Annotated in this window: 13 protein-coding genes, 1 tRNA gene and 1 rRNA gene; 13 read left to right on the top strand and 2 right to left on the bottom strand. The window is 69.6% G+C overall.

Annotation, left to right across the window (positions count from 1 at the left end):
• The 3 genes from rrf to C6Y14_RS43770 all read left to right on the top strand — a co-directional run.
• A 5S ribosomal RNA gene (gene rrf, locus C6Y14_RS46065) occupies nt 1-69 on the top strand; the annotation flags it as partial.
• 99 nt (nt 70-168) lie between these two features.
• A complete protein-coding gene (locus C6Y14_RS43775; protein WP_107022509.1) occupies nt 169-846 on the top strand; it encodes a DegT/DnrJ/EryC1/StrS family aminotransferase in 678 nt (225 codons plus the stop codon).
• 117 nt (nt 847-963) lie between these two features.
• A tRNA-Thr gene (locus C6Y14_RS43770) sits at nt 964-1,036 on the top strand.
• Between the two features lie 79 nt (nt 1,037-1,115).
• On the opposite strand, the gene C6Y14_RS43765 is transcribed toward C6Y14_RS43770, so the two are convergent.
• The gene (locus C6Y14_RS43765) at nt 1,116-3,866 is read right to left on the bottom strand and encodes a SpoIIE family protein phosphatase (RefSeq protein WP_107022508.1); all 2,751 of its coding nucleotides are present in this window, start codon (nt 3,864-3,866) and stop codon (nt 1,116-1,118) included.
• A 336-nt stretch (nt 3,867-4,202) separates the two neighbouring features.
• Between C6Y14_RS43765 and C6Y14_RS43755 the strand changes: the two genes are divergently transcribed.
• The 10 genes from C6Y14_RS43755 (at nt 4,203) to C6Y14_RS43710 (ending at nt 19,643) form a co-directional block, all read left to right on the top strand.
• Complete coding sequence (locus tag C6Y14_RS43755; RefSeq protein WP_107022507.1) at nt 4,203-9,689, top strand: HAMP domain-containing protein; 5,487 nt, start codon at nt 4,203-4,205, stop codon at nt 9,687-9,689.
• Nucleotides 9,690-10,003: 314 nt separating this feature from the next.
• A complete protein-coding gene (locus tag C6Y14_RS43750) occupies nt 10,004-10,690 on the top strand; it encodes a response regulator (protein WP_107022506.1) in 687 nt (228 codons plus the stop codon).
• A 349-nt stretch (nt 10,691-11,039) separates the two neighbouring features.
• Complete coding sequence (locus tag C6Y14_RS43745; RefSeq protein WP_107022511.1) at nt 11,040-13,805, top strand: DNA translocase FtsK; 2,766 nt, start codon at nt 11,040-11,042, stop codon at nt 13,803-13,805.
• Nucleotides 13,806-14,068: 263 nt separating this feature from the next.
• Complete coding sequence (locus tag C6Y14_RS43740; RefSeq protein ID WP_107022505.1) at nt 14,069-14,926, top strand: helix-turn-helix domain-containing protein; 858 nt, start codon at nt 14,069-14,071, stop codon at nt 14,924-14,926.
• 129 nt (nt 14,927-15,055) lie between these two features.
• The gene (gene rimO / locus C6Y14_RS43735) at nt 15,056-16,537 is read left to right on the top strand and encodes a 30S ribosomal protein S12 methylthiotransferase RimO (protein ID WP_107022504.1); all 1,482 of its coding nucleotides are present in this window, start codon (nt 15,056-15,058) and stop codon (nt 16,535-16,537) included.
• Entirely contained in the window at nt 16,534-17,430 is an 897-nt protein-coding gene (pgsA, locus tag C6Y14_RS43730; protein WP_107022503.1) for a CDP-diacylglycerol--glycerol-3-phosphate 3-phosphatidyltransferase, read from the top strand. Before rimO ends, pgsA begins: the two co-directional genes overlap by 4 nt.
• A complete protein-coding gene (locus tag C6Y14_RS43725; RefSeq protein ID WP_107022502.1) occupies nt 17,427-17,972 on the top strand; it encodes a CinA family protein in 546 nt (181 codons plus the stop codon). Before pgsA ends, C6Y14_RS43725 begins: the two co-directional genes overlap by 4 nt.
• A 109-nt stretch (nt 17,973-18,081) precedes the next feature.
• Nucleotides 18,082-18,456 carry a helix-turn-helix domain-containing protein gene (locus C6Y14_RS43720; protein ID WP_107022501.1) on the top strand — a complete coding sequence of 125 codons (375 nt, stop codon included), beginning with the start codon at nt 18,082-18,084 and terminating at the stop codon, nt 18,454-18,456.
• Between the two features lie 253 nt (nt 18,457-18,709).
• Nucleotides 18,710-19,180: a Dps family protein gene (locus C6Y14_RS43715; RefSeq protein ID WP_107022500.1), complete on the top strand. Its 471-nt coding sequence runs from the start codon at nt 18,710-18,712 to the stop codon at nt 19,178-19,180.
• Between the two features lie 166 nt (nt 19,181-19,346).
• The gene (locus tag C6Y14_RS43710) at nt 19,347-19,643 is read left to right on the top strand and encodes a hypothetical protein (RefSeq protein WP_318658090.1); all 297 of its coding nucleotides are present in this window, start codon (nt 19,347-19,349) and stop codon (nt 19,641-19,643) included.
• A gap of 73 nt (nt 19,644-19,716) precedes the next feature.
• On the opposite strand, the gene C6Y14_RS43705 is transcribed toward C6Y14_RS43710, so the two are convergent.
• Nucleotides 19,717-20,481, bottom strand: coding sequence for an SDR family NAD(P)-dependent oxidoreductase (locus tag C6Y14_RS43705; RefSeq protein ID WP_107022499.1), 765 nt, complete (start codon nt 20,479-20,481; stop codon nt 19,717-19,719).
• Nucleotides 20,482-20,717 lie beyond the last annotated feature (236 nt).

The raw sequence follows: 20,717 nt of genomic DNA, 5'->3' as shown, positions 1-20,717 counted from the left end.
GAAGCTAAGCCTTACAGCGCCGATGGTACTGCAGGGGGGACCCTGTGGGAGAGTAGGACGCCGCCGAACTAATATTAAGAGAGCTGGTCCCTGAACTTAGGTTCAGGGACCAGCTCTTTTTTGTTTGGCGTCACTTGGAGTTCACGTTGCGCGACCAACATCACGTGCATGAGTACTGCTGCAATGCTCAGGGCCGCTGGTGTCGGAGCCGGTGACGAGGTCATCGTGCCGGCGTTCGGGAACGCCGAGGTGGCCGAGGCCGTCGTCCTGGCCGGCGCACTGCCGGTGTTCGTCGACATCGATCCGAGTACGTACTGCCTCGACACCGCCGAGGTCGAGGCGGCTGTCGGGCCGCGGACGGCCGCCCTGGTCGCCGTGCACCGCTTCGGACAGCTCGCCGACATGCCGCGCCTGTGGGACATCGGCCGGCGGCGTGGGCTGCTGGTGCTCGAACAGGGCGAGCCCGAGGCACCGTATGCCGGGGTCGAGGAGCGCAGGGCGCGCGCGACCTACCTCGACGGACGGTTGCGGGGTGTGCGGACTCCGGAGCGAGGTGCGGGACACACCTACCAGCAGTACGTCGTGCGGGTGTTGGGGAACGGACGGCCGGACCGCGATGCCTTCGCGCGGGCCGTGCGGGCCAAGGGCGTCGAGTGCAAGGTGCCGGTCAAGACGCCGGTGCACCGGATGACAGCGTTCAGGCGGGACGTCTGCCTGCCCGAGACCGAACGGGCCGCCGACGAGACGCTGGCGCTGCCTGTCGACGCGTCGCTGACGAAGCGGGAGATGCAGCGGATCGTGTCCGCGTGCAATGCCCTCGGCGGACTGCTGCAGCCTGCCTTCTAGGGCAGCCAAACGCAGTACCGACGCAGTACCGAGCGCGGTATCGAACGCAGTTGGGAGCACACCGGCGTTCGGGGTATGCTTTATTCCGTTGCCACGGGGAGACCCCGAAAGCAACAGGCCCCTATAGCTCAGTCGGTAGAGCGTCTCCATGGTAAGGAGAAGGTCAACGGTTCGATTCCGTTTGGGGGCTCAGACAAAAAGGCCTCCGCCCTTGTGGGCGGGGGCCTTTCGCGTTTCCCGGGGCCGGTGCGGCCCCGGGAAACCAACCGTCAGTCCTTCTGCAGACCCGGGACACGCATCGCCAGAATGGCCATGTCGTCGGACGGGGCGTCACTCGCGAAACGCTCGACCGCACGCATGATGCGGGCGGCCACCGCACCGGCCGTCAGACCCGTGCAGGTGGTGAGCACATCGGCGAGGCCGTCGTCGCCCAGCATGCGGGTGCCCTCGCGGCGTTCGGTGACGCCGTCCGTCACACACAGCAGGACGTCCCCCGGGTCGAGGGTCACCTCCTGCTCGTACAACTCCAGGTCGTCCATGACGCCTAGGAGCGGCTGGGGTTCGGCGGCCGGTTCCACCGTGCCGTCCGGGCGCAGACGCAGGGGGAGCGGGTGGCCGGCGCAGACCACCTTCAGGAGCGCCGAACCGTCCTGCTGGGGCCACAACTCCCCGTACAGGAGGGTCAGGAAGCGGCTGCGGGCTCCCTCGTCGAGGATCGCGGAGTTCAGCCGGTCCAGGACCGCCGGTCCACCGTAGCCCTCGCGTGCCAGCAGGCGCAGTGCGTGCCGGGCGAGTCCGGTGACCGCGGCCGCCTCCGGTCCCGTACCGCAGACGTCTCCGATGGCGAAGCCGTAGGCGCCGTCGCGGATGGGGAAGAGGTCGTAGAAGTCGCCGCCGACCTCGTTGCCCTCGCCTGCCGCGCGGTAGATGACCTCGACCTCGACGCCCTCGATGTGGGGGAGCTCCGGGGGCAGGAGGCTGCGCTGGAGGGACTGGCTGATGGCCGTGCGCTCCGAGTACAGGCGCGCGTTGTCCAGAGCGAGGGCGGCCCGGCGGCTCAGGTCCTCCGCCAGTTCCAGGATCTCCTGGCGGAAGTGTTCGTCCGTCGGCTTGCCGAGCGTCAGCATGCCGATGACGCGGTTGCGGGCCACCAGGGGCAGGACGACCGTCTCGCCGCCCACCGCGCCGGCCGTCGCCAGAGTCGTACCGATGCCGGAGCTGACCGAGGACGGTCCGCCGCCCAGGCCGAGGCTGCGCATGGAGGTGCGCAGGGCCGCCGTGTGGGCCGCCTCCGCGGGGGCCGCCCACACGCGGGCGCCCGGTGTGGGGACCGGGTCCGGAGGGTCGATCTTCGACAGGAGGGCCTTGAGGCCGTCGATGCGCTCCTCGTCCTCGTGCAGGACGTACGAAAGGTAGGGGTCGGAGGCCTGGTCGGCAATCGTGTAGACGGCACACCAGGTGGCCAGGGTCGGGACCGTCATCTGGGCCATCAGGGCCAGTGTCTGGTCGCGGTCCAGCGTGCCCGCGAGCAGGTCCGAGGCCTCGACGAGGAAGGACAGCGAGCCGCGGCGCAGCCGTTCCAGCTCGCCGAGGCGGGCCGACTCCACGGCGAGCGCGATGCGGTCGGCGGCGAACTGGAGGCGCAGGGCCTCCTCGTTCGAGTAGCGGGCCGGTGATTCGGCGGCCACGCCGAGCGAGCCGGTGAGTCTGCCCTCGACCTTGAGGGGGACCGTGACGACCGAACGCATACCGGTGCCGCTGAGGAGCGGTACGGCCCCTGGGACGGCCGTGAGGTCCTCGTGGACGGCCGGCATACGGGCCGAGCCGTAACGGCCCGTACCGGCCTCCACAGGGACGCGGGCGAAGCGCTGGCGGGCGGAGGGCAGCCCGGTGGAGGCACGTACTTCCAGTTCCGTCTCGTCGTCGGTCGCGAGGAGGAGGAAGGCGGAGTCGCCGTCGAGCATGTCGCGGGCGCGTTCCACCGTGCGCTGGAGGAGGCCGTCCAGGTCGTCCGGGGCCGGTGAGCCGATGAACACCTCGAAGGGGTCCGAGGCATGGCCTTCGGAGGAGGTGGTCGTGTCCGTGGCCGAGACGCGCAACGGGGTCTGCAGGACCGCTCGTTCGTGGTCGCGGACCAGCAGGCAGACCGTTGAGGGCTCACCGCCGGTGTCGCGTACGCGCAGGTGCGAGGCGTATACGGGGGTGACGCGGCCGTTGGCGCCGCGCAGGCCGTAACTGCCCTCCCAGCGGGAGAGTTTGAGGGCCTCGACGATGCCGGTGCTGGTGCCGGGGGTGTGCGGCCAGGCCGCGAGATCGGTCAGCGGCTTGCCGACGACCTGCTCCGCCGGATAGCCGAAGAGCTCCTCCGCGTCCTCGTTCCAGGCGTTGATCGCGCCCGCGCGGTCGATCTGGACGACCGCGACGCGGACGCGGCCGTCGGCGAGGGGGAGGAGGTGCGAGGGCAGGGACGGGCCCGCGGTGCGGGTGCCCACCGCGCGATCGGGGAGGTCCAGCTGGAACCAGACCTGTTTGCGGGTGGGCGTGTACTCGACGCCCCAGCGGCCGGCCAGGGCGGCACAGAGCTGGAGGCCGCGCCCGCCCTCGCGGTCGGGGTTGCCCATGTTGACGGCGCTGCCCTGGAGTGGAATCTCACGTTCCGGGTAGTGGTCTGCCACCTCGATCCGTACGCCGTCGTCGCTGCGCAGGCACAGGACGTCCGCGGACGTGCCGGCGTGCACCACGGCGTTGGTGACCAGCTCACTCGTGAGGACCACGGCGTCGTCGACGATGTCGGCGAAGCCCCAGCCCTGGAGGGTGTCACGGACGAAGGAACGAGCGGTCGCGACGGACCGCCCGACAGGGTCGAAGCTGGCGGCCGCGCGCGCGGTGATCACAGAACTCCTTGTCCGGTCGTCGGCGGGCAGGGGTCCGTGGCCGGCCTGCCCCTGCCGGGGCAGGAGCTGATTCTCGGTCGGCCGGGGATCCTGGGGTGGTCCCCCAGGATGCAGTCCGGTGGTCATGGTGCGGTGCCCTCCGATGCCTGCCTGCCCGCTCGTGCTCGTGCCACCGCCCAGGCCGGAAGGACCGGCGTGGCTGGACAGCCGCATGCAAGGTTACTTACCTTCGCGGTCCATGCGGATGCCGGTCGTCAGTGTTTACGTCCGGAGGGTGTGCGGACCGTGTGCGAAGCTGCCGAACTGTTATGGCCTGGTTCAGCCATGGTGAAACACTGGGCAGGCTTCAAGGGAAGGTCCTGGCAGGTTGAGAGCCTTCCGGCACGCGGGGCTAGAAGTAGCGGAGCAAGAAGTACCGAGTACGCCGAGCAGTAAATGGTCGACCCTTGCGGGAGGGACACAGTGGAGTCTGGCGCAGCGACGCGGGGCACTAAGACGCGCGCGAAAGGCGGACAGTCCCTGAGTAATCAGCGTAAACCGCGTAATGGCACCACAGAGGTGGACACGGCGGCCCTCAACAGGCTGCTGGCGGCCCTGGTGTCGATGCGGGACGGCAACTTCCGTAAGAGGCTCACGGTCTCCGGCGACGGCGTGATGTCCGAGATCGCCGCTGTCTTCAACGAGGTGGGCGACCGGAATCTGCAGCTGACGGGTGAGCTGTCGCGGGTGCGGCGCATGGTCGGACGTGAGGGAAAGCTCACGGAACGGCTGGAGACGGGCGCCTGTGAGGGTTCCTGGGCCGCGGCGATCGACGCCTCCAACGCGCTCGTCGACGATCTCGTACGGCCCGTCTCAGAGGTCGGCCGGGTGCTGTCGGCGGTGGCGGAGGGCGATCTGTCGCCGCGTATGGAGCTGCGGGCGCAGGCCGCGGACGGCAACGGGCACCCGCTGCGCGGTGAGTTCCTGAAGGTCGGGCGCACGGTCAACAACCTGGTCGACCAGCTGTCCACGTTCACCGACGAGGTCACGCGGGTGGCCAGCGAGGTCGGCACCGAGGGCAAGTTGGGCGGTCAGGCCCGGGTGCGCGGTATGTCCGGTTCGTGGAAGGACCTCACGGACTCGGTCAACACGATGGCGTACCGGCTGACGGCCCAGGTGCGGGACATCGCGCTGGTGACGACGGCGGTCGCCAAGGGTGACTTGTCCCGGAAGGTCACGGTTCACGTGGCCGGTGAGATGCTCGAACTGAAGAACACCGTCAACACGATGGTGGACCAGCTGTCCTCGTTCTCCTCCGAGGTGACGCGGGTGGCGCGCGAGGTGGGCACCGAGGGCGAGCTGGGCGGGCAGGCGCAGGTGCCCGGAGTGGCCGGGGTGTGGAAGGACCTCACCGATTCGGTGAACCTCATGGCCGGCAACCTGACCGCGCAGGTGCGGGGGATCGCGCAGGTCACGACGGCGGTCGCCAACGGTGATCTGTCGCAGAAGGTGACCGTGTCCGCGCGGGGCGAGGTCGCGCAGCTCGCCGAGACGATCAACCAGATGACCGAGACGCTGCGGACGTTCGCGGACGAGGTCACACGTGTCGCCAACGAGGTCGGTGGCGAGGGGCGGCTCGGCGGGCAGGCGAACGTGCCGGGCGCGGCGGGCACGTGGAAGGACCTCACCGATTCGGTGAACACGGTCTTCCGGAACCTGACCACGCAGGTGCGGGACATCGCCGCAGTAACTACTGCGGTCGCCAACGGCGATCTGTCGCAGAAGGTCAGCGTCGAGGTCGCCGGCGAGATGCTGGAGCTGAAGAACACCGTCAACACGATGGTCGACCAGCTCTCCAGCTTCGGCGCGGAGGTCACCCGGGTGGCGCGGGAGGTCGGTGTCGAGGGCGAGCTGGGCGGTCAGGCGCAGGTGCCCGGCGCGGCCGGTACGTGGAAGGACCTCACCGACTCCGTCAACACGGCGTTCCGCAACCTCACCGGACAGGTGAGGAACATCGCCCAGGTGACGACGGCGGTGGCCAACGGCGACCTGTCGCAGAAGGTCACCGTGGACGTCTCCGGCGAGATGCTCGCGCTGAAGAACACCGTGAACACGATGGTCGACCAGCTGTCGTCCTTCGCCGACCAGGTGACGCGGATGGCGCGCGACGTGGGTACGGAGGGCCGCCTGGGCGGCCAGGCGCGCGTGGACGGGGTGTCCGGCACGTGGAAGGACCTCACCGACTCCGTCAACTTCATGGCGGGCAACCTCACGTCCCAGGTGCGGCAGATCGCCCAGGTGACGACGGCGGTGGCGCGCGGTGACCTCTCGCAGAAGATCGAGGTGGACGCCCGTGGCGAGATCCTCGAACTGAAGAACACCATCAACACCATGGTCGACCAGCTCAGCGCCTTCGCCGAGCAGGTGACCCGGGTGGCCCGCGAGGTGGGCACCGATGGCCGGCTCGGCGGTCAGGCACAGGTGCCGGGGGTCGCGGGCGTGTGGCGCGACCTCACCGACTCGGTGAACGGCATGGCCGGCAACCTCACCGCGCAGGTGCGCAACATCGCGCAGGTCGCGACGGCGGTGGCGCGCGGTGATCTCTCGCAGAAGATCGACGTGGACGCGCGCGGCGAGATCCTGGAGCTGAAGAACACCCTCAACACGATGGTGGACCAGCTCTCGAACTTCGCCGAGCAGGTCACGCGGGTGGCCCGTGAGGTGGGTACGGAGGGCATCCTCGGCGGGCAGGCCGAGGTGCAGGGTGTCTCCGGCACCTGGAAGGACCTCACGCAGTCCGTGAACTTCATGGCGAACAACCTGACGATCCAGGTGCGCAACATCGCCGAGGTCACGACCGCCGTCGCCAAGGGCGACCTGTCGAAGAAGATCACCGTCGACGCGAAGGGCGAGATCCTCGAACTCGTCACCACCGTCAACACGATGGTCGACCAGCTGTCGTCGTTCGCCGAGCAGGTCACGCGGGTGGCCCGCGAGGTGGGCACCGAGGGCATCCTCGGCGGCCAGGCGCACGCGTCGGGTGTCACGGGCATCTGGAAGGACCTCACCGACAACGTCAACCTGATGGCCAACAACCTGACCGTGCAGGTGCGGAACATCTCCCAGGTCGCGGCGGCCGTCGCCAACGGCGACCTGACGCGGACGGTCACGATCGAGGCGCGCGGCGAGGTCGCGCAGCTCGCCGACACCTTCAACACCATGGTGAAGACGCTGAGTTCGTTCGCCGACCAGGTCACCAAGGTGGCCCGCGAGGTGGGCACGGACGGCATCCTGGGCGGCCAGGCGCGCGTGCCGGGCGTGTCGGGTACGTGGAAGGACCTCACGGAGTCCGTGAACGGCATGGCGTCGAACCTGACCGGACAGGTGCGCAACATCGCGATGGTCACCACGGCCATCGCCAAGGGCGACCTGACCAAGAAGATCGACATCGACGCGCGCGGCGAGATCCTGGAGCTGAAGACCACCATCAACACGATGGTCGACCAGCTGTCGTCGTTCGCCGAGGAGGTCACCCGGGTGGCCCGTGAGGTGGGCACCGAGGGGCAGTTGGGCGGCCAGGCGCGCGTACGCGACGTCGACGGCACCTGGCGCGACCTCACCGAGTCGGTGAACGAGATGGCCGGGAACCTGACCCGGCAGGTGCGTGCCATCGCGCGCGTGGCGACCGCCGTGACCCGCGGCGACCTCAACCTGAAGATCGACGTGGACGCCTCCGGCGAGATCCAGGAACTTCAGGACTACATCAACAAGATGATCGCGAACCTCCGCGACACCACCATCGCCAACAAGGAGCAGGACTGGCTGAAGGGCAACCTCGCCCGGATCTCCGGTCTGATGCAGGGCCGCCGAGACCTCGCCGACGTGGCCTCGCTCATCATGGGCGAGCTGACGCCGGTGGTGTCGGCGCAGCACGGCGCCTTCTTCATGGCGATGCCGCTGGACGACGGCAAACACGTGGGCGCCGCGAACGACGACTCGTACGAACTTCGCATGCTGGGGTCGTACGGCTACTCGATGGGCTCCATGCCGACGTCGTTCCGGCCCGGGGAGACGCTGATCGGGACGGCCGCCAAGGAGAAGCGCACGATTCTCGTGGAGAACGTGCCGCCGGGGTACCTGAAGATCGCCTCCGGGCTCGGGGAGGCACCTCCGGCGCATGTCATCGTGCTGCCGGTGCTCTTCGAGGGGACCGTCCTCGGGGTGATCGAGCTGGCGTCGTTCCACTCGTTCACACACATCCAGAAGGACTTCCTCAGCCAGATCGCCGAGATGATCGCGACGAGCGTCAACACCATCGCGGTCAACACCAAGACCGAGGTGCTGCTCAAGCAGTCGCAGGAGCTGACCGAGCAGCTCAGGGAGCGGTCGGCGGAGCTGGAGAACCGGCAGAAGGCCCTCCAGGCGTCCAACGCCGAGCTGGAGGAGAAGGCCGAACTGCTGGCCCAGCAGAACCGCGACATCGAGGTGAAGAACACCGAGATCGAGGAGGCGCGGCAGGTCCTGGAGGAGCGCGCCGAGCAACTCGCCGTCTCCATGCGCTACAAGAGCGAGTTCCTGGCGAACATGTCCCACGAGCTGCGTACGCCGCTCAACTCGCTGCTGATCCTCGCCAAGCTGCTCGCCGACAACGCGGACTCCAACCTCACGCCCAAGCAGGTCGAGTTCGCCGAGACGATCCACGGGGCGGGTTCGGACCTGCTCCAGCTGATCAACGACATTCTCGACCTGTCGAAGGTCGAGGCGGGCAAGATGGACGTGTCGCCGACGCGTATCGCGCTGGTCCAGCTCGTCGACTACGTAGAGGCCACTTTCCGTCCGCTGACGGCGGAGAAGGGCCTCGATTTCTCCGTACGGGTGTCGCCGGAACTGCCGGCCACGCTGCACACGGACGAGCAGCGGCTCCTCCAGGTGCTGCGCAACCTCCTCTCCAACGCGGTGAAGTTCACCGACTCCGGAGCGGTCGAACTGGTCATCCGGCCCGCGGGCGCGGAGGTGCCGGTCGCCATCCGGGAACAGTTGCTGGAGGCGGGCTCGCTGCGGGACGCGGACGCCGATCTGATCGCGTTCTCCGTGACCGACACGGGTATCGGGATCGCGGCCAGCAAGATGCGGGTGATCTTCGAGGCGTTCAAGCAGGCGGACGGCACGACGAGCCGCAAGTACGGCGGTACGGGCCTCGGCCTGTCCATCTCGCGGGAGATCGCGCGGCTGCTCGGCGGTGAGATCCACGCGCAGAGCGAGCCGGGACGCGGCTCGACGTTCACGCTGTATCTGCCGCTGCACCCGAGCGAACTCCCGCCGCAGGGCTATCCGCAGCTGTCCCCGCCCATGGAGAACGGCGCGCTGCCCGCGGGCGCGGACGACGAGGCCGATGCACGGGTGGAGACACCGGCGGAGGTCAGGTCGTACCAGGAGACCCAGAACGGGCCCGCCGCGCTCTTCAGGCGGCGCCGCAGGGCGGTGTCCGCGGCCGAGCAGCGGCCCGCGCTGCAGGGGTCCCGGACGCAGGCCCCGGAGGCCTGGGACTCGGGCGGCGAGGAGGTCGCCCCGCGCGCGCGTGCCGTCTTCCGCTTCGAGGGCGAGAAGGTGCTGATCGTCGACGACGACATCCGCAACGTGTTCGCGCTCACCAGCGTCCTGGAGCAGCACGGTCTTTCGGTGCTGTACGCCGAGAACGGCCGCGAGGGCATCGAGGTCCTGGAGCAGCACGACGACGTGACGGTCGTCCTGATGGACATCATGATGCCGGAGATGGACGGATACGCGACCACGACGGCGATCCGCAGGATGCCCCAGTTCGCCGGGCTGCCGATCATCGCCCTGACCGCGAAGGCGATGAAGGGCGACCGGGAGAAGGCCATCGAGTCGGGTGCCTCCGACTACGTGACGAAGCCGGTCGATCCCGATCACCTGCTCACGGTGATGCAGCAGTGGATGCGCGGCCAGTGATCGAGGGGCGGGTTTCGTCGGGCGGCCGAGGATGATTGAGTGGTGGGGAAATGATCGCGTCCACGGGCCGGTCGGGCGGCAACCCGGTATGCCGAGTTGCTGACTGACTGTGCCCGGAGCCGTGTAGAAACCCGGGATTCGGGGAACCTTCTGGTCTCCCACTGCGTTTCTGCTACGTGCACAGTGACATCGCGGTGACAGGGTGTGGCGACAGGCGGGGTGCGGCTACCATGACCGGCACAAGGACGGGCGGCGCTCAGAAGCCGTCCCCTGGGGCGGCGCCCGGTGCACTGCCGGGACGAGGAGGGCGGGCCATGGTGCAGAAGGCCAAGATCCTCCTGGTCGATGACCGGCCGGAGAATCTGCTGGCGCTGGAGGCCATCCTCTCTGCGCTCGATCAGACACTGGTACGGGCATCTTCCGGGGAGGAAGCGCTCAAAGCGCTGCTCACGGACGACTTCGCGGTCATTCTGCTGGATGTCCAGATGCCAGGCATGGACGGTTTCGAGACCGCCGCGCACATCAAGAGGCGGGAACGGACCCGGGACATCCCGATCATCTTCCTCACCGCGATCAACCACGGGCCGCACCACACGTTCCGCGGGTATGCGGCGGGTGCGGTGGACTACATCTCCAAGCCGTTCGATCCGTGGGTGCTGCGCGCGAAGGTCTCGGTGTTCGTCGAGCTCTACATGAAGAACTGCCAACTCCGGGAGCAGGCGGCGCTGCTGCGTCTGCAGCTGGAGGGCGGTGGCGGCAAGTCGGTGCTCGGTGACACCAAGGAGCCGGCCGGACTGCTGGCCGAACTCTCCGCGCGCCTCGCGGCCGTCGAGGAGCAGGCCGAGGCTCTGTCCAAACAGCTGGACGACGATTCGGCGGACGCGGCGGCGGTGGCCACCGCGGCCCATCTCGAACGGAAGCTGACGGGGCTGCGCCGCGCGCTGGACGCGCTGGAGCCGGGCACAGGGAGCGGGGCGGCTTCGTTGCCGTCCCAGAACTGAGCCTGCCTCGCAGGCGAGCCCTCGGGCCGCTCCGGCCGCCGACTGACCGTGAGGGTCCGCCGGGGGCGAGGCGCGGGTGCCGGTGACGGTCCATGGCTTCACGGCAACGCTGTGGCGACGGTTCAGACCCCTTGTGCGGCTTGTGTGTTGTCGCGGGTCCGGTGGATTCGGTGGGCCCGCCGCGATCGGCCTTCCCGTGCCGCACGGGGTTCGGCGGGCCGAACAGCGTTCCGCGCGGCCGGGGTTGCCGCCGAGCCGGCGTCAGTTCGGCGCCGGGAACGGGCGACACGAACGGGTGAAGCAGTAGGCACACGTGTCCGCAGTGGTCTCCACCGGTAACCTCACACCCATGGCCTCACGTCAGCCCGCAGCCAAGAAGCCGCCCGCGAAGAAGGCGGTCGCTCCGACGAAGGCTGTGGCGAAGCGGGCCCCCGCCGCGAAGAAAGCCGTCGCGAAAAGGCCGCCCGCGAAGAAGGCCGCAGTCCGCAAAGCCCCGCCCCCGAAGCCGGCACCCAGCCCCACAGGGGGCGTGTACAGGCTCGTACGCGCCCTGTGGCTCGGTGTCGCGCACGCCGTCGGCGCCGTGTTCCGCGGCATAGGGCGCGGCGCAAAGGGACTCGACCCGGCGCACCGCAAGGACGGTCTCGCGCTCCTGCTGCTCGGTCTCACACTGATCACCGCGGCGGGGACCTGGTCCAACCTCCGCGGCCCGGTGGGCGACCTCGTCGAGATGCTGGTGACCGGCGCCTTCGGCCGCCTCGACCTGCTCGTGCCGATACTGCTCGCGGTCGTCGCCGCCCGGCTCATCCGGCACCCCGAGAAGCCCGAGGCCAACGGACGCATCGTCATCGGTCTGTCCGCACTCGCCGTCGGCGTCCTCGGTCAGGTCCACATCGCCTGCGGGGCGCCCGCGCGCAGCGACGGCATGCAGGCGATAAGGGACGCGGGCGGGCTCATCGGCTGGGGCGCGTCGACTCCGCTGACGTACACCATGGGCGAGGTGCTGGCGGTGCCCCTTCTGGTGCTGCTCACGGTCTTCGGGTTGCTGGTGGTCACCGCGACCCCCGTCAACGCGATTCCGCAGCGGCTGCGGCTGCTGGGGGTCCGGCTGGGTGTCCTGCAGCCGCGGGCGAGCGACGACGTGTTCGCCGAGGACGACGACGAGCGGTACGACGAGCAGTGGCGCGAGGCGCTGCCTGAGAGCCCCCGGAGGCGCCGTACGGCGCCCGAGGCGTACGACCCGGACGATGCCGAGCAGGAGGCGCTCTCGGAGCGCCGGAGCCGCCGCAGGCGGCCCGCGGTGCAGCAGCCCGCGCTGGACCGGCCCATGGACGCCGTCGACGTGGCCGCCGCTGCCGCCGCGGCGCTCGACGGCGCGGTGATGCACGGCATGCCGCCCTCGCCCCTGGTGGCCGACCTCACGCAGGGCGTCGGCACCGACCGGGGCGAGCGGGAGGACTCGGGCGCCGCCGAGGAGGCCGGCCGGCGCGAGGAGGCCACTCCGGTGCCCGCCGCGCGTGCGAAGAGCGCCAGGCCCAAGCAGGAGATGCTGAAGGGTGAGGTCGCCGACCTCACCAAACCCGCCCCCGACACGTCCCGGGATCTCCCGGCGCGGGCCGAGCAGCTCCAGCTGCGCGGCGACATCACCTACTCCCTGCCCTCGCTCGACCTCCTGGAGCGCGGCGGCCCCGGCAAGACGCGCAGTGCCGCCAACGACGCGGTCGTCGCCTCCCTGCAGAACGTCTTCAGGGAGTTCAAGGTCGACGCCTCCGTCACCGGCTTCACGCGCGGTCCGACGGTCACCCGGTACGAGGTCGAACTGGGCCCCGCCGTGAAGGTCGAGCGGATCACGGCGCTCGCCAAGAACATCGCGTACGCCGTCGCCAGCCCCGACGTGCGGATCATCAGCCCGATCCCCGGCAAGTCGGCGGTCGGCATCGAGATCCCGAACTCCGACCGGGAAATGGTCAACCTGGGCGACGTCCTGCGGCTCGCGGACGCCGCCGAGGACGACCATCCGATGCTCGTCGCGCTCGGCAAGAACGTCGAGGGCGGCTACGAGATGGCCAACCTCGCGAAGATGCCGCACGTCCTGGTGGCCGGAGCGACCGGTTCCGGAAAGTCCTCGTGCATCAACTGCCTGATCACCTCGATCATGGTGCGGGCGACGCCGGAGGACGTGCGCATGGTCCTGGTCGACCCCAAGCGCGTCGAGCTGACCGCGTACGAGGGCATCCCGCACCTGATCACGCCCATCATCACCAACCCGAAGAGGGCCGCCGAGGCGCTGCAGTGGGTCGTACGGGAGATGGACCTGCGGTACGACGACCTGGCGGCCTTCGGGTACCGGCACATCGACGACTTCAACGCCGCCATAAGGAAGGGCAAGGTCAAACTGCCCGAGGGCAGCGAGCGGGAGCTGTCCCCGTACCCGTACCTGCTGGTGATCGTGGACGAGCTCGCGGACCTGATGATGGTCGCGCCGCGCGACGTCGAGGACTCGATCGTGCGCATCACGCAGCTCGCGCGCGCGGCGGGCATCCACCTCGTGCTCGCCACCCAGCGGCCGTCCGTCGACGTCGTCACCGGTCTGATCAAGGCGAACGTGCCCTCCAGGCTCGCCTTCGCCACCTCCTCGCTCGCGGACAGCCGCGTCATCCTCGACCAGCCCGGCGCCGAGAAGCTGATCGGCAAGGGCGACGGGCTCTTCCTGCCGATGGGGGCGAACAAGCCCACCCGTATGCAGGGCGCCTTCGTCACCGAGGACGAGGTCGCCGCCGTCGTGCAGCACTGCAAGGACCAGATGGCGCCGATCTTCCGGGACGACGTCACCGTGGGCACCAAGCAGAAGAAGGAGATCGACGAGGACATCGGCGACGACCTCGACCTGCTGTGCCAGGCCGCCGAACTGGTCGTCTCCACGCAGTTCGGGTCGACCTCGATGCTCCAGCGCAAGCTCCGCGTCGGCTTCGCCAAGGCCGGCCGGCTGATGGACCTCATGGAGTCCCGCAACATCGTCGGACCCAGCGAGGGATCCAAGGCTCGTGACGTTCTTGTGAAGGCTGACGAGCTGGACGGAGTGCTGGCGGTCATCCGGGGGCAGGCGGAGTCCTAGGGAGTCGGGTCGGACCGCCCGGGTGACCTTTGTCGGGGCCACCGGGGTGATCCGAACGTGACTCACCCGTAAGGAAACGGTGAGCAACCGTTTCCCTTCGTCGCACGTCAAGTTGAGGGAAGGGACAGAGACATGTCCCGGCATCAGGATGACCGGCCATTCTGATGGCGTACAAAGTCCCACCGCCCGGTTGCCCCACCCTTTCGCACCCCCCCTAGACTGAACCCCCAGCACAGGTGGCTTTACGCTCGAAAGGCGCCCCCGTGTCCATCGGCAACTCCCCTGACGACCACTCCTCTGACGACAACTCTCCTCAGGACGAGCGTCCCTCCGTAGAGGACGATCAGCCTTCGGTGGGCCACGCCCTGCGGCAGGCGCGTATCGCGGCGGGGCTGACCGTCGACGACGTCAGTAACGCCACCCGGGTCCGTATCGCCATCGTGCACGCGATCGAGCAGGACGACTTCGGCCCCTGCGGCGGTGACGTCTACGCGCGCGGGCACATCAAGACGCTCGCCCGCGCCGTCGATCTCGACCCGGCCGCACTGCTCAAGCGCTATGACGCGGACCACGGCGGGCGGCCCGCACCGACCCCGGCCGCACCCATGTTCGAGGCGGAGCGGATCCGTCCCGAGCGCCGGGGCCCCAACTGGACCGCTGCCATGGTCGCCGCGATCGTCGCCGTGATCGGCTTCGTCGGATTCACGATGTTCAGCGGTGACGACGGCGACGACAGGACGACGCAGGTCGCGGAGGGGTCGACGCCCACCGCGAGCAAGCCCGCCAAGACCAAGCCGTCGCCGACCAAGCCGGACACCCCGAAGTCCGACCCGTCCGACGCCATCGCGGCCGCGCCGCAGGACAAGGTCACCGTCCAGGTCAGCGCCCCCGACGGCCGCAGCTGGATCTCGGCCAAGGACCACAACGGCCGGCTGCTCTTCGACGGCCTCCTGGAGCAGGGCGACTCCAAGACCTTCCAGGACAAGGAGAAGGTCGACCTCGTCCTCGGTGACGCGGGCGCCATCCAGCTGTACGTGAACGGCAAGAAGATCGACGACGAGTTCCAGCCCGGCCAGGTGGAGCGCCTGACGTACACGAAGGGCGACCCCGAGGTCGGCTGAGCCGGAACACACCGAGAGGCGCTTGTTCGTACATCCGCCCGGCCTCTCGGGCAGGCGGGAACGGGGTTGGCCGACGTCGGCCAACCCCGTCGACGTGGGCTGTCAGTGGGACGAAGTAGTCTTGAGCCCATGCCTGAACGCCGTACCGTCGCACTCGTCACCCTTGGCTGCGCCCGTAACGAGGTGGACTCGGAGGAGCTCGCAGGCCGCTTGGAGGCGGACGGCTGGCACCTCGTGGAGGACGCCGAGAACGCGGACGTCGCCGTCGTCAACACCTGCGGCTTCGTCGAAGCCGCCAAGAAGGACTCCGTCGACGCCCTCCTGGAAGCCAATGATCTCAAGGGTCATGGCAGAACCCAGGCGGTCGTCGCCGTCGGCTGCATGGCCGAGCGGTACGGCAAGGAACTGGCCGAGGCCCTCCCCGAGGCCGACGGCGTCCTCGGCTTCGACGACTACGCCGACATCTCCGACCGGCTCCAGACCATCCTGAACGGCGGGATCCACGCCGCCCACACCCCGCGCGACCGGCGCAAGCTGCTGCCGATCAGCCCCGCCGAGCGGCAGGACGCCGGAGCGGAGGTCGCCCTTCCGGGACACGGTCCCGCCGACCTCCCCGAAGGACTCGCCCCCGACTCGGGCCCCCGTGCGCCCCTGCGCCGGCGGCTCGACGGCTCCCCGGTGGCCTCCGTGAAGCTCGCCTCCGGCTGCGACCGGCGCTGCTCCTTCTGCGCCATCCCGTCCTTCCGCGGCTCCTTCATCTCGCGCCGCCCCAGTGACGTGCTCGGCGAGACGCGCTGGCTCGCCGAGCAGGGCGTGAAGGAGGTCATGCTGGTCTCCGAGAACAACACGTCGTACGGCAAGGACCTCGGCGACATCCGCCTCCTGGAGACGCTGCTGCCCGAGCTCGCCGAGGTCGAGGGCATCGAGCGGGTGCGCGTCAGCTACCTCCAGCCCGCCGAGATGCGCCCCGGACTCATCGACGTACTGACCTCCACGCCGAACATCGCCCCCTACTTCGACCTGTCCTTCCAGCACTCCGCCCCCGGCGTGCTGCGCGCGATGCGGCGCTTCGGGAACACCGAGCAGTTCCTGGGACTCCTCGACACGATCCGCTCCAAGGCCCCGCAGGCCGGTGTGCGGTCGAACTTCATCGTGGGCTTCCCCGGCGAGACCGCGGAGGACCTGGCGGAGCTGGAGCGCTTCCTGACCGCCGCGCGCCTCGACGCCATCGGTGTCTTCGGGTACTCCGACGAGGACGGCACCGAGGCCGCCACGTACGAGAACAAGCTGGACGAGGACGTCGTCGCCGAGCGCCTCGCACGCGTGTCCCGGCTCGCCGAGGAGCTGGTCTCCCAGCGGGCGGAGGAGCGCGTCGGCGAGACCCTCCAGGTGCTGGTCGAGTCCCTCGGATCGGCCACGGAGGGCGAGCCGGCGTACGGCCGCGCCGCGCACCAGGCGCCCGAGACCGACGGCCAGGTGGTGTTCACGAGCGGCGAAGGACTGACCGTCGGCCGTATGGTCGAGGCGAAGGTGGTCGGTACGGAAGGTGTCGACCTGGTGGCCGAGCCGCTCCCGGGCTCGCTCGTGTGTACTGAGGAGGCGGCCAGATGACCGGAGTCCCGGCACCTGCGGCGGGCGGCTCCGGTGCGCCCGGTACACGCGGTGCCGCCGGTGCTCCTGGCGCCCCTGGCGCGGGAACCTCCGGTACGGGGACCTCCGGTACAGGGACCACTGGTGTGGGGACCTCCGGTACAGGGAGCACTGGTGTGGGGACCTCCGGTACAGGGACCACTGGACCGGGAGTCTCCGGACCGGGAGTCTCCGGTTCCGGTATGAGTGCTTCCGGTGCGGGCGCATCGGGCGCTCAGGGGCCGAAGACGCCGCGCGGCGGCAAGCTGATCGACGCGGCCGTCAACCAGGCCAGCGTGTGGAACGTCGCCAATCTGCTCACCATGCTCCGGCTCGTGCTCGTGCCGGGTTTCGTGGCGCTGATGCTCGCCGACGGTGGCTACGACCCCGTATGGCGGGCCTGGGCCTGGGCGGCCTTCGCCGTCGCCATGATCACGGACGTCTTCGACGGTCATCTCGCTCGGACGTACAACCTCGTCACCGACTTCGGGAAGATCGCCGACCCGATCGCCGACAAGGCGATCATGGGAGCGGCGCTGATCTGTCTCTCCTACCTCGGTGATCTGCCGTGGTGGGTGACGGCGGTGATCCTCGGACGGGAGCTCGGGATCACCCTGCTGCGCTTCTGGGTGATCCGCTACGGCGTGATCCCGGCCAGCCGCGGCGGCAAGCTGAAGACGCTGACCCAGGGCATCGCCGTCGGGATGTACGTCCTGGCGCTGACGGGGCCGCTGGCCACCCTGAGGTTCTGGGTGATGGCCGGGGCGGTCGCCCTGACTGTCATCACCGGGGCCGACTATGTGAGACAGGCCATTGTGCTGCGGCGCGAGGGAATGGCCGAGCGGAAGGCCGCCGCCGAGGAGGCGGAAGCGTGACCTCCACGGCCGCCGAAGTGCTGCGACTACTCACAGTAAGAGGCGAGACCCTTGCTGTCGCCGAGTCGCTGACCGGCGGTCTGGTGGCCGCGGAGCTCGCGGCGGTGCCCGGGGCCTCCAAGGCGTTCCGCGGCTCCGTGACCGCGTACGCCACCGACCTCAAGCGTGACGTACTGGGTGTCGACGCCACTCTGCTGGATCAGCGCGGAGCGGTGGATCCGCAGGTCGCGGCCCAGATGGCGGCCGGCGCCCGCAGGGTCCTCGGCGCGGACTGGGGGATATCGACCACCGGAGTCGCGGGCCCGGAACCCCAGGACGGGCAGTCGGTCGGCACGGTTTTCATCGCCGTGGACGGGCCGTCCGAAGCGACGCATGAACGCGCTCCTGGCGGGAAAGTGTCCGCGTTGCGGTTGAACGGCTCCCGGACGGAAATCCGTATGGAGAGTGTACGGAGCGTGCTCGCCCTGCTTCTGGAGCGGCTTGTGAGCGAACACCCTGGGAATGATCGGGCACAGGATACGGAACAGAACGGGGGGTTTTGATGTTTGCAGCCCTGAGTGAACACGACATCGCTCCCCGCACGGCCGCGGCGCAAGGCGGTACGGTGGGGCGAGAAGGATGCGGCTACGCGGACCGAGGAGGGAGCCACCGATGATTCTGCTCCGTCGCCTGCTTGGTGACGTGCTGCGTCGGCAGCGCCAGCGCCAGGGCCGTACTCTGCGCGAAGTCTCCTCGTCCGCCCGAGTTTCACTCGGCTATCTCTCCGAGGTGGAGCGGGGGCAGAAAGAGGCATCCTCCGAACTGCTCTCCGCGATCTGCGACGCGCTGGACGTACGGATGTCCGAGCTCATGCGGGAAGTGAGCGACGAACTCGCTCTGGCCGAGCTGGCCCAGTCGGCAGCGGCCACCGAGCCTGTACCCACGCCGGTACGCCCGAGGCTCAACTCCGTCTCGGTGAGCAGTGTGCCGCCGGAACGGGTGACCATCAAGGCGCCTGCGGAGGCGGTCGACGTCGTCGCCGCGTGACGCCCGTCGGCTCACGCCTGTGAGCTGAGAAGCGCTGTTCGCGGCGCTGAGAAGTAGTTGTGAGAAGGATTGTGTGAGAGCCCCGGCCGGGGCTCCTCCGGGGAGACCCGGGGGACTGCGGTCGGGGCTTTTGCGTGGCGTCGGGGAGGGGCTTCAGGGGGAGTGGTGTTTGTCGCGTTTGCCGGTATCGGCCGGGGCGGCGATGGTTAGGACGGGGACAACGCCCGGGGGTGCTGCTGACCGGAGGATGTCGATGTACGTCGTGAAGAGCCCGCTGTCCGATGCCGATCTCAAGACCGTGTCCGAGGCGCTGCAGGGCGCTCTGGTCGACCTGGTGGATCTGTCGCTCGTGGCGAAGCAGATCCACTGGAACGTGGTCGGCCCGCGCTTCCGGTCCGTCCACCTCCAGCTGGACGAGGTCGTCGACACCGCCCGGCTGCACTCCGACACCGTGGCGGAGCGTGCCTCCACGCTCGGTGTCTCCCCGGACGGACGGGCCGCGACCGTCGCGCACAGCAGTGGGATCGGGCCCGTGAAGGACGGCTGGGTGAAGGACACCGACGCGGTGGGAGCCCTCGTGGACGCCCTCGGAGCCGTGATCGGACGGATGCGGCAGCGGGTGGACGCGACGGGGGAGGCGGACCCGGTGAGCCAGGACATCTTCATCCAGATCACCGCGGACCTTGAGAAGCACCACTGGATGTTCCAGGCGGAGAACGGGTAGCGGCGGACTTGCGGCGCTGCGGCTTGCAAGGTTGCGGGCTTGCTCCGGTTCGGGGCGCGCCGCGGTGGGGCGGGAGCCGTTGGTGCGCCCGGTGCGCTCCTGTTGTGCTGGTGCGCCCTGTCGAGAGGGAAACGCGGCGGTCTAGCGTCGGGCTGGAGGCGGTGCCATGACTGGGCGGACGGAACGGATGGGGCGGGTCGGGCGAATAGGCAGGTGGGGGCTTGCTCTGGGTGCCGGAGGGCTCTGGTGGTGGGCGGTGATACGGCTGGCCTTCGCCGCCGATGCCGGTGTGCTGGAGGGGGCGGTCGCGGCCGGCGGGTGGGGGCTGAGCCTGCTTCCGGTGCACTGCGTGCCCAAGGGGCGGGCCGTGGGTGCGGCCGGGTCCGACCAGTGGGTGCGGCGGGTCTCGGGGGTCTGGCGGAGGTGGCGTGGGCCGATGCTGGAGCGGGGGGAACCGTATTGAGGGAGGTGTTTGGCCCTTGTCTGGCTGTGGCGCTGTGTTGCGTCTGGTGCTTGCGGGAGTGGTGGGGCGGGTTTCACCACGGCATCGCCACGCCTCCGTTCGGGCGGAGGATCTGGCCCGTCGTGAACGCCGAGGCGTCGGAGGCGAGGTGCAGGACCGCGTGAGCGATGTCCTCGGGATCGCCCACTCGGCCCAGTGGCGACATCCGTGACATGAACGCCTCCGTCCGCGCCTGGGCCGCCACGTCGTGGCGTTCGGTCATGGGCGTACGGATCCAGCCCGGTGCGACCGCGTTGACCCGGATGCCGTGCGGGCCCATCTCGGTCGCCAGGGTCTTCGTCAGCTGCACGACGGCCGCCTTCGCGGCTCCGTAGCAGAGCAGCCCCGCCCCGCCGGTGTCCACGGCTCCCGACGCCATCGTGATGATGCTGCCCGGCGTCTTGGAGGCGAGCATCGAACGGGCCGCCGCCTGGCAGGCGTACAGGACGCCCTTGAAATTGACCTCCAGCACCCGGTCGAGGTCCTCGTCGCGGGTCTCCAGGACCGGGCTGCTGTGCATGATCCCTGCGACAGCGGCCATGACGTCCAGGCGTGCGCAGGTCGCGACCGCCTCGCCGAGCCGGGCGCGGTCGGTGACGTCGAGGGGGTGGGTACGGGCCGTACCGCCCGCGTCCTTGATCAGTGCCGCCGTCCCGTCCAGGCCGTGGGTGTCCAGGTCCGCGCAGTGGACGGTCGCACCCGCCTCCGCGAGCAGCACGGCACAGGCGCGGCCGATGCCGCTCGCCGCGCCGGTGACGAAAGCTGTGCGTCCGGTGAGGTCGTACGCCGTGACTGGCATGCAGGGACCGTACGAGTGATCTGACGGGTCGTCAATTGGTCTTGCGAGGGTGGCTCGGTGGGTGACTCGGTGGCTTGGCGGCTTGTGCGGGGGGGGGGGGGGGGGGGGGGGGGGGGGGGGGGGGGGGGGGGGGCCCCCCCCGGGGGGGGGGGGGGGGGGGGGGGGGGCTTAGCGGGCGAGGCCGTCCAGCGCGGTCACGGCCCGGTCGGTGATCTCGTCGGGGCTGCCGGTGACGT

It is taken from the genome of Streptomyces dioscori, assembly GCF_003024195.1.
GTDB lineage: Bacteria > Actinomycetota > Actinomycetes > Streptomycetales > Streptomycetaceae > Streptomyces > Streptomyces dioscori.
Note: the sequence above shows the minus strand (reverse complement) of the source record. Positions and strands in the feature narration are given on the sequence as shown.